The organism is Nocardioides sp. NPDC127503 (genome assembly GCF_040302165.1).
Lineage (GTDB): Bacteria > Actinomycetota > Actinomycetes > Propionibacteriales > Nocardioidaceae > Nocardioides.
This window is the reverse complement of record NZ_JBEORH010000023.1, coordinates 1-7,868: the sequence shown is the minus strand read 5'-3', so window position 1 is coordinate 7,868 and position 7,868 is coordinate 1. Positions and strand designations below refer to the sequence as shown.

Below are 7,868 nucleotides of genomic sequence, written 5' to 3'. Positions count from 1 at the left end.
GCAGCACGATCAGCGAGGCTGGAGACATGAAGCTCCTCGTACGCCTCGCCGTGATCCTCGGCGGCAGCCTCCTGTTCTCGATCGTGATGACCAACCTCTTCCCGACCGAGGACGCCAACATCGGCGCCGGCCTGATCTACTTCGCACTGCTGCTCACCGTGTCGGGGGTCTGGGGGCTGTGGGACGGCCACCACGCGAAGACCCTCCCGCCCGTCTTCGTACGCTGGGCGCTGATCGCCGGCGTGGTCGGCCTCAGCGGCCCGTTCCGGATCTGGATCGAGGAGGGTCGGGACTTCGGCGTGCTGTGGAGCGACCTGTGGAACCTGACCCCGTTCCTCGCCGGGCTGGTCCTCGCCCCCGCAGCGGTCGGGATCGCCATCGGCTACGCCCTCAATGGCGGCCGCCGGCTTGAGCGGAGCACGCCGCACCACTCGTCCCTCTAGGCTCTCTCCCAGCAGCCGACCCAGAGGAGCCCAGATGACCACCTTCCGTGAGGCGATCGAGGCCAAGGACATGGACGCCGTGGAGGCGATGCTCGCCGACGACGTCGTGTTCACCAGCCCGGTCGCGTTCAAGCCCTACCCCGGCAGGCCGATCACCGCCGCGATCCTGCGCGCCGTGGTGAAGGTGTTCGAGGACTTCACCTACGTACGCGAGATCCACGACGGCGTCCACCACGCCTACGAGTTCACCGCCAAGGTCGACGGCCTCGACCTCAACGGCTGCGACTTCCTCACCTACGACGAGGAGGGCCGGATCGTCGACTTCAAGGTGATGGTGCGTCCGCTGCGTGCCGCCGAGGCCCTCGCCGCCCGGATGGGCGAGCAGTTCGAGGAGATCAAGGCCGCCGCCATGCAGGGCTGACGCCGTCAGTCGACGGGTCGCCCCTGCCGCCGCTCCTCGAGCCGCTGCTGCGCCTCGGGCAGGAACTTCAGGCACGGCGCGTCCGCCTCGGGGTGCTTCTGGGTCAGGTGGAAGATCCATCGGTCCATCGCCGCCATGAAGCCGTTGTCCTCACCGGCGCGATAGGTCGCCCACTTGATCCTGTCCCTGACGACGCACTCCGTGCAGGTGATCTTGTAGACGAACTGATCCTGCGCGTCGAGGTCGATCCTCACCGTGGCCAGGGGCCCGGCCTGCGAGGCGGCCTTCCGCTCACGAGCTGACTTGCTCGCTGTCATGCTGCACCTCGTTCTGTTCGGGAGACGAAGCCTACGTCAGCCTCGCCGGACAGTCCGCCTCGGAGCGGCGCAGGTTCAGGCGCGGGTGAGATAGCCCTTCAACGCGGTGCGGAGCTCGGCAGTGAGCGCGTCGCGGGTTGACGGGTCAGGAGCCTCGGTGATCAGCGGCATCATGCCGCGAACGACCTGGATCGCGACGGTGGCGATGCGATCGACGTCTGCCGGCTCGCGGTCGGTCATGAACCGTGCGATCAACGTCGCGACCGTCTGGTGCATGGCCAGCTGGACAGGGGCGACCGCATCGCGCATGTCGGCCGGGAGGTCAGATCGTGCGAAGAGGGCCTTGAACCCGGGATGAGCGAGACTGAACGCAACCAGCGGACCGACCACGGCGTCGATCGACGCCTCGATCGACGTCCCCTGGCCGACGTCCATGATCGTCTGGCGCACACCTGAGAGCTCCTCGGCGTAGTGCTCGCTGAGCGCGCGGGCGATGTCGGCCTTGCTGCTGAAGAACTGATAGAGCGAGCCCGGCGAGATCCCAGCCTCGGCCGCGATCGCATTGGTCGTCGCCGCCTCCGGTCCTCGTTCGGCGAAGACCACCGCGGCGGCGCGCACGATCTCACGCATCCGCTCTTCCCCGCGCGCCTGCCTCTTGCGGCGTGTCCGGACCGGGCCAACAGGATCGCTCATCTCGCCCTTCCCTTGAATATGCGAGTAGATGCTCGTATCTTTATCGCGAGCATCTACTCGCAAAACTAGCAGGGAGAGCGCGACCATGGTCGAGCCGATCCGCGATTACGCCCCCACTACCTCCACCGCGCCGGCACTCCGCTCGACCTGGCTGGCGAGCCTGGGCCGCTTTGTCGCCCGTCGTCCCGGATGGATCCTCGGCATCGCGATCAGCGCGTTGCTCGTTCTCGGGTTCGTCGCCTCCGGGGCGATGGCATCGTTCGTACTGTCTCGATGGGAGGTGGCGGGCACCGAGTCGGTGGCGGCGCAGGACGAGCTCGCCGAGCGCTTCGGCACCGGCACGGCCAACGTCATCCTGCTCGTCGAGGCGACCGGCGGATCGGTCGATGATCCCTCGGTCGAGCGGGAGGCCATGGCCGTCTCCGCCGAGCTCGCGGAGGAGCCGCGGGTGGCGGAGGTCTGGTCCTACTGGTCGACCGGAATGGACCCTTCGATGCGCAGCGACGACGCCGGCTCCGCGGTCGTTCTCGCCCACGTCGCCGGCGACGCCACGAGTGCGCGCGAGGTGATCGCCGACCTGATCCCCGCCTACACGATCGACGGCGAGACGATCGACGTACGCGTGGCCGGCGGAGAGGCCGCCTCGACCCAGATCAGCGAGCAGGCAGCGCTCGACTTCGTGCGCGCCGAGCTGATCATCCTTCCGCTGATGCTCGTACTGCTGCTGATCATCTACCGCCGGCTCAGCTTCGCGCTGCTGACCCTCGCCGTCGGTGTCTTCGCCGTGGTCGGCACGCTGGCCGGACTCCGCGCCCTGACCGGCGTGACCGAGATAGCCTCGTTCGCCGCGAACATCACCCTGGTGATGGGCATCGGCCTGGGCGTCGACTACAGCCTGTTCGTGATCTCCCGATTCCGGGAAGCCCTCGGCGCGGGTCGATCGGTTCCGGAGGCTCTGGCCGAGACCCTGGACACCGCCGGACGTACGGTGATCTTCAGCGGCCTGACGGTCGCGGCGGCGATGTCGATGCTGTTCTTTCTGCCGTACGACTTCCTGCGCTCCTTCGCTTGGGCCGGCGTCCTCACCGTCCTCGCGGCGGGCGTCGGTGCCATCGTCGTTCTCCCCGCCGCGCTCGCCGTCATCGGCGCACGAATGGCCCGGCGCGGTCGCATCCTCCCGGCCTCCAGGCCGATCGAGACCGGGCGCTGGTACCGGCTGGGACAACGGGTCATGGACCGTCCGCTCGCCTGGGGCGGGATCGCGCTGATCTGTCTGATCGCGCTCGCCGCGCCCGCTGCGGGCGTGCAGATCGGAGTGCCCGACGACCGCGTCCTACCCCCAGGTCATTCCGTACGCGACACCTACGACGAGCTGCGGACCGGCTTCTCGGCCGAACCCAACGACGCTCTTCAGGTCGTCAACACCGGGCCCGCGGCGGCACCCCAGGACATCGTCGCGTACGCCATCGATCTCTCCGCCGTGGACGGGGTCGTGCAGGTCAACTCCCCCGCCGGGGTCTTCGCCGACGGCACCCGCATCGCCGCAGCACCCGACCGCCTCGACCAGGCCGACGGGCAGCGTCTCGAGGTGGTCCCGTCACGCGCCGCGCTCGACGCCGGTGTCCCGTCCGAGCTCGTCGACCGGGTGCGTTCCTTGGACAGCCCGTTCACCGAGCAGGTGGTCGGCGGCGACCCGGCGGAGCTGGTCGACTTCCGCGACGCGCTGATGGAGCGGCTCCCACTGGTCGGTGTCCTGATCCTGGCGGTCACCTTCGTGCTGCTGTTCCTGTTCAGCGGCAGCCTGCTGATCCCGCTGAAGGCAGTGCTCCTGAACATGGTGAGCATCGCCGTGATGTTCGCGGTGCTCACCGTCGTCTTCCAGAACGGGCTCTTCGCCGATCTCCTCGGCTTCACGCCCATCGGCACCCTCGACCCGGCCTTCCCGATACTCATGTTCTGCGTCGTCTACGGGCTGTCGATGGACTATGAGGTGTTCATGGTCTCCCGCATCCGGGAGGAGTACGACCGAACCGGCGACAATCGACAAGCCGTACTTCTCGGCCTGCAACGCTCCGCACCACTGATCACGGCAGCCGCCGTCACCCTCGCGGCATCCTTCGCCGTCTACGCCTCAGGCGAGGTCATGTATCTGAAGATGATCGGCATCGGTACGGCCGTGGCCATCCTCGTCGACGCCACGATCATCCGCGGCGTACTCGTCCCGGCAGCCATGCGGCTGGGCGGCAGCGCCAACTGGTACCTGCCGCCCTGGCTCAACCGCATCTTCGGCCGCCTCAGGCTCCGTGAATCGTGACCGCTCAGCAGGCGGTGACGACGTCGAAGCGGCCGCCCGACGACTCCTGGAGGGTCGTCACGGTGGTGTCGCCCTGTCCGAGGTAGTCCTCCGAGACGTTCGCGTAGAACGGGTTGTAGGGGTTGCTGCCGTAGGAGTGGGCGCGCCCGGCGGCCTCGTGCTGGGCGTTGGTGGCCGAGCCGCAGTAGAGGCCCGGTTCGGTCGGCGGGTCAGTGGGCTCCTCGGTCGGCGGGTCGGTCGGCTCGGTGCCCCGCTCGACCCGGCGGTTGTTGTCGAAGAAGAAGTCCGTGACGTACGCCGGGTAGTCGATCGAGTTCGTCGTGACGTACGAGCCTCCGGGGCCTCCGCCGGCCGGCCAGTTGTGTCCCATCCCGGTGTTCTGGATCAGGGACACGCGCGGACCGCTGCCGTCCGACCACAGCGTGCCGGAGCCGGCGGTGTTGTTGCCGGCCAGGCCGGACAGGGAGAAGGACGACTGCGACCCGGCACCGTAGATCCCGGCCATGACCTGCCCGTTCAGAGTGTTGTAGCCGGGCGCGACGGTGCTGTCGTTGGAGCCGTAGATCACCGATGTGATCTGGCTGCCGAACCCTGAAGAGGCGGAGCCGGCGAAGGTCCGGCAGGTGTTGGTGACCTGTGACTGCGTCACCGCCACGGACCCGATCTGCCCCGAGGTCGTCCCGACCGAAGGGCCCGCGTTGATCCCGATCCCGGCGAACACGTCGGGCGCGAGACAGCCCATCACCATCGTCTCGCCGCCGCCCGAGGAGAGCCCGGAGAGATAGACCTGGTCGGGATCGATGTCCAGGGCCGGGTCGGCGAGCAGATCGCTGACCAACTGGAGGAGGTTGTCGTCGTGGCGCCCCGGCGAGGTCCGGGAGTGGTTGCTGTCGTAGTAGTCCCAGCAACCGAGGAGTACGCCGCCGTTAGGCGCCGCCGGGATCGCCACGACCATCCCGCGCGCGTCCGCGGTCGCGGCCCAGTTGCCGCCGTCACGCAGGGCGGCCGAGGTCTGGACGCAGCCGTGCAGGTTGACCATGAGCGCACGCCCGGTGCCGAGCGTCGGAGCGGTGCTGGGGACGTACAGCTGGGTGGTCATCCCGCCCGCCGTCCTCGCCGTCCACGTGCCCGCCGCGGCCGTGGAGGTCTCGGTCGGTGCGACCGCGACGGCCCCTCCGCCGGCCAGCACCAGGCCGAGGCCCGCGAGCGCGGCACCGATTCGTTGCTGCCGAAACCTGGACGAGATTCGAGACCCGAGACCCATGACCGATCCTCCTGAGCGAGACCAGCCCGCCGCCTCCCGGCAGGCAGACCGACCGTAGATGTGACGCCCACCACAGGTCTATGTCGACCCGGACCACAATCCGGCGCCCGGACGTGTCGATCCGGTGCCGCCGCTCACCGATAGAGCTCCTCGTCGATGCTCGCCAGCCGCGAGGGGTGGACCCGCTCCCCCAGCCCGTAGAACTGCTGGAAGCTCATCACCAGCGGCCGCCAGCGATCAGGATCGATCCGGTGGGCGTGGCCGTCGAGGCGCAGCTCCGGTGCGACCCGCACCGCAGTCACCGAGACCTCCACGGCGAGCAGCTTCGGCTCACCGAGCTCGTGGAGCGCCGCCACCGTCCCCTCGATGTGCACCGGGCACTCCGCGACCGATGTCGGCAGCACCGTGTCGGACCCGTACGGCGTCAGTCCGGCATGCGCGTACTTGTCGGACACGTGCACATACCCGCGCTCGGCCTTCGCCGCCGACAGCACCGCGTTGCCCGTGGTCAGCGCGAGCCGGTCGACCTGGGTGACGAGGTCGACGCTCGGAAGGTTGAGCACGATCTCAGGCCGCTCCCTCACATTGCGCGCCGTCTGCGACGACCCGCCGATCCCGAGGACCGCCGTACGTCCCAGCCAGAAGACCGACGACATCGGCATCAGGTTCGTGGTGCCGTCCTCGTTGAGAGTGGAGAGCAATACCACCGGCGTACCGAAGTAGAGAATGGCCGGATCGATGTCGACATGCGTACTCATGCCCCGAAACTAGGGCGCCTCACCGGCGACTTCCGGCGGGTATCCGACGGCGCAGTCAGGACCGACGGGTGAACCGGATGGTGCCGTCGGGTAGTCGCTCATGGGTGTAGGCAGGGTTGTGTGCCAGGCGGTGATGGTGGGGGCAGAGCAGGGCCCCGTCCTTCAGATTCGTCTTCCCACCTGCGGTCCAGGGTTCTAGGTGGTGGGCGTCGCACCATTCCGGTGGCATGTCGCAGCCCTCGGCCTGGCAGCACTTCTGCTGCAACCGCATCGCCTTGCGCTGGATCGGCTGGAAAAACCGGCTCTCCCTACCGGCGTCGAGGACCTGACCGTCTCCGCCAAGCACCCAGGGGATGATGGTGGCGTTGCAGGCCAACCGACGCGCCTCGGCCGCTGAGATCATGGCCCCGTTGGTCTCGTCATAGCCCAGGGTCGCGATACCGAGGTCCTTGCGGAGCTCCTCGAGGCTGATGACCACGTTGACCGTGGTCGCGTCACCACCGTGGCGAGGCAGGGCGGCCGGGTCGACTGTCTCCAGCAAACGTGAGAATCCCTGTCCCATGAGTCGCTCCCACGGCGGAAGCGGCGCGCCCATGCCGACCAGCTTCTGCTTGCGGGGCTGGGCCCAGGCCTCGACCAGCCGCTTGAACCTCATCCCGATCGAGGTGGGGAGAACTCCGTCGAAGCCGACGGTGCCGTCGTGGTTGTCCCAGACCCGTAGCGCGGTCTTCTGCTGAGCCCGTTCCTCCTCAGCCAACAGCGCCTTGGCTTCGGCGTCCTCGAACCGGACCGGATCGACCTCGCGCAGGATGCGTTTGCCGACGATCCGGAGCTCGTTGGCGGTCAGGCAGGTGGCGTAGTCGACCAGCAGCTTCTCAGCCAAAGCCAGATCCTCAACACTCGCGACCGGGTCGGTCTCGATCTTGTCGAGCGCCTTGGTGATCACCCTCGCCTTGTCTTCAGATACGACACCTTCAGCGAGACCGGCGGCGACGAGGTCGTACTTCGCGACACCAGTTGCGAGCTTGATCTGCGACCGCGCGATGGCCTTGTCGACCAGTAGCTCAGCGCGCATCCACCCCGAGGCGTCCTTGGCACCGGTCTCCTCGGCGATATCGCCGGCAGACGCGAGCACTCGCAGTTTCAGCGCGGCTTGTTGGGCTTGGAGCTTCTCCAACCGCTCCAGCAGGTCCTTCTTCTGGCCCGTGCCCCAATAGGCAGGATCGGTCGTGAGGAGGTCTTGGAGGGCGGTCTCGATGGCCTTCAAGGCAGCGTCGATCGCATCGCCGGGGTTGGTACCCCAGTGGTCGATGTCGCGGCCGAGACTCATCGTTTCCCTCCCCTTCAAAGAGGTGTTGTGATGGGTCCGATTCTACGCCTCCGACTCCTCCTTGACCACCTATTTCCCCTGGTCAACTTGCCATTTCGCGGGGAGCGAACGACCTCGCATCTGTGGATGGTAAGTGGCCCGAAGGGCCACCCTCCCACCCCGCGACTCCAGCCTGCCGCATGACAATTTCTCCGCGCCACACCCCGGCCGCCGCCCCGATAGCCAGCCAAATCTTTCTCGATCTGGTCCGGAGTCCAGGACCGCCGAAGGCGGCCGGCGAAGCCGGCGCCCGAAGGGCGTCCTTGACGCCGGACCAGATCGAGAAGAC

The 7,868-nt window shown here is 67.9% G+C and carries 8 protein-coding genes; 3 read left to right on the top strand and 5 right to left on the bottom strand.

Annotated elements, in window-relative coordinates:
• Both ABTW65_RS29330 and ABTW65_RS29325 read left to right on the top strand, forming a co-directional pair.
• Window positions 1-443, top strand: a 443-nt coding sequence (locus ABTW65_RS29330; RefSeq protein ID WP_350666716.1) for a hypothetical protein, incomplete at its 5' end; no start/stop codon positions are given.
• A gap of 34 nt (window positions 444-477) precedes the next feature.
• Window positions 478-864 (top strand): nuclear transport factor 2 family protein, encoded by a 387-nt coding sequence (locus ABTW65_RS29325; protein ID WP_350666714.1) that lies wholly within the window; start codon window positions 478-480, stop codon window positions 862-864.
• A 5-nt stretch (window positions 865-869) separates the two neighbouring features.
• Here ABTW65_RS29325 and ABTW65_RS29320 read toward each other — a convergent pair whose 3' ends face one another.
• Complete coding sequence (locus ABTW65_RS29320) at window positions 870-1,181, bottom strand: hypothetical protein (protein ID WP_350666712.1); 312 nt, start codon at window positions 1,179-1,181, stop codon at window positions 870-872.
• A 75-nt stretch (window positions 1,182-1,256) separates the two neighbouring features.
• Window positions 1,257-1,874 (bottom strand): TetR/AcrR family transcriptional regulator, encoded by a 618-nt coding sequence (locus tag ABTW65_RS29315; protein ID WP_350666710.1) that lies wholly within the window; start codon window positions 1,872-1,874, stop codon window positions 1,257-1,259.
• An 85-nt stretch (window positions 1,875-1,959) separates the two neighbouring features.
• Between ABTW65_RS29315 and ABTW65_RS29310 the strand changes: the two genes are divergently transcribed.
• Entirely contained in the window at window positions 1,960-4,188 is a 2,229-nt protein-coding gene (locus tag ABTW65_RS29310; protein WP_350666708.1) for an MMPL family transporter, read from the top strand.
• 4 nt (window positions 4,189-4,192) lie between these two features.
• On the opposite strand, the gene ABTW65_RS29305 is transcribed toward ABTW65_RS29310, so the two are convergent.
• The 3 genes from ABTW65_RS29305 to ABTW65_RS29295 all read right to left on the bottom strand — a co-directional run bounded on the left by ABTW65_RS29305 (window position 4,193) and on the right by ABTW65_RS29295 (window position 7,540).
• The gene (locus ABTW65_RS29305; protein ID WP_350666706.1) at window positions 4,193-5,452 is read right to left on the bottom strand and encodes an extracellular catalytic domain type 1 short-chain-length polyhydroxyalkanoate depolymerase; all 1,260 of its coding nucleotides are present in this window, start codon (window positions 5,450-5,452) and stop codon (window positions 4,193-4,195) included.
• 134 nt (window positions 5,453-5,586) lie between these two features.
• Window positions 5,587-6,210 (bottom strand): flavin reductase family protein, encoded by a 624-nt coding sequence (locus ABTW65_RS29300; protein ID WP_350666704.1) that lies wholly within the window; start codon window positions 6,208-6,210, stop codon window positions 5,587-5,589.
• 55 nt (window positions 6,211-6,265) lie between these two features.
• The gene (locus tag ABTW65_RS29295) at window positions 6,266-7,540 is read right to left on the bottom strand and encodes an HNH endonuclease signature motif containing protein (RefSeq protein ID WP_350666702.1); all 1,275 of its coding nucleotides are present in this window, start codon (window positions 7,538-7,540) and stop codon (window positions 6,266-6,268) included.
• Window positions 7,541-7,868 lie beyond the last annotated feature (328 nt).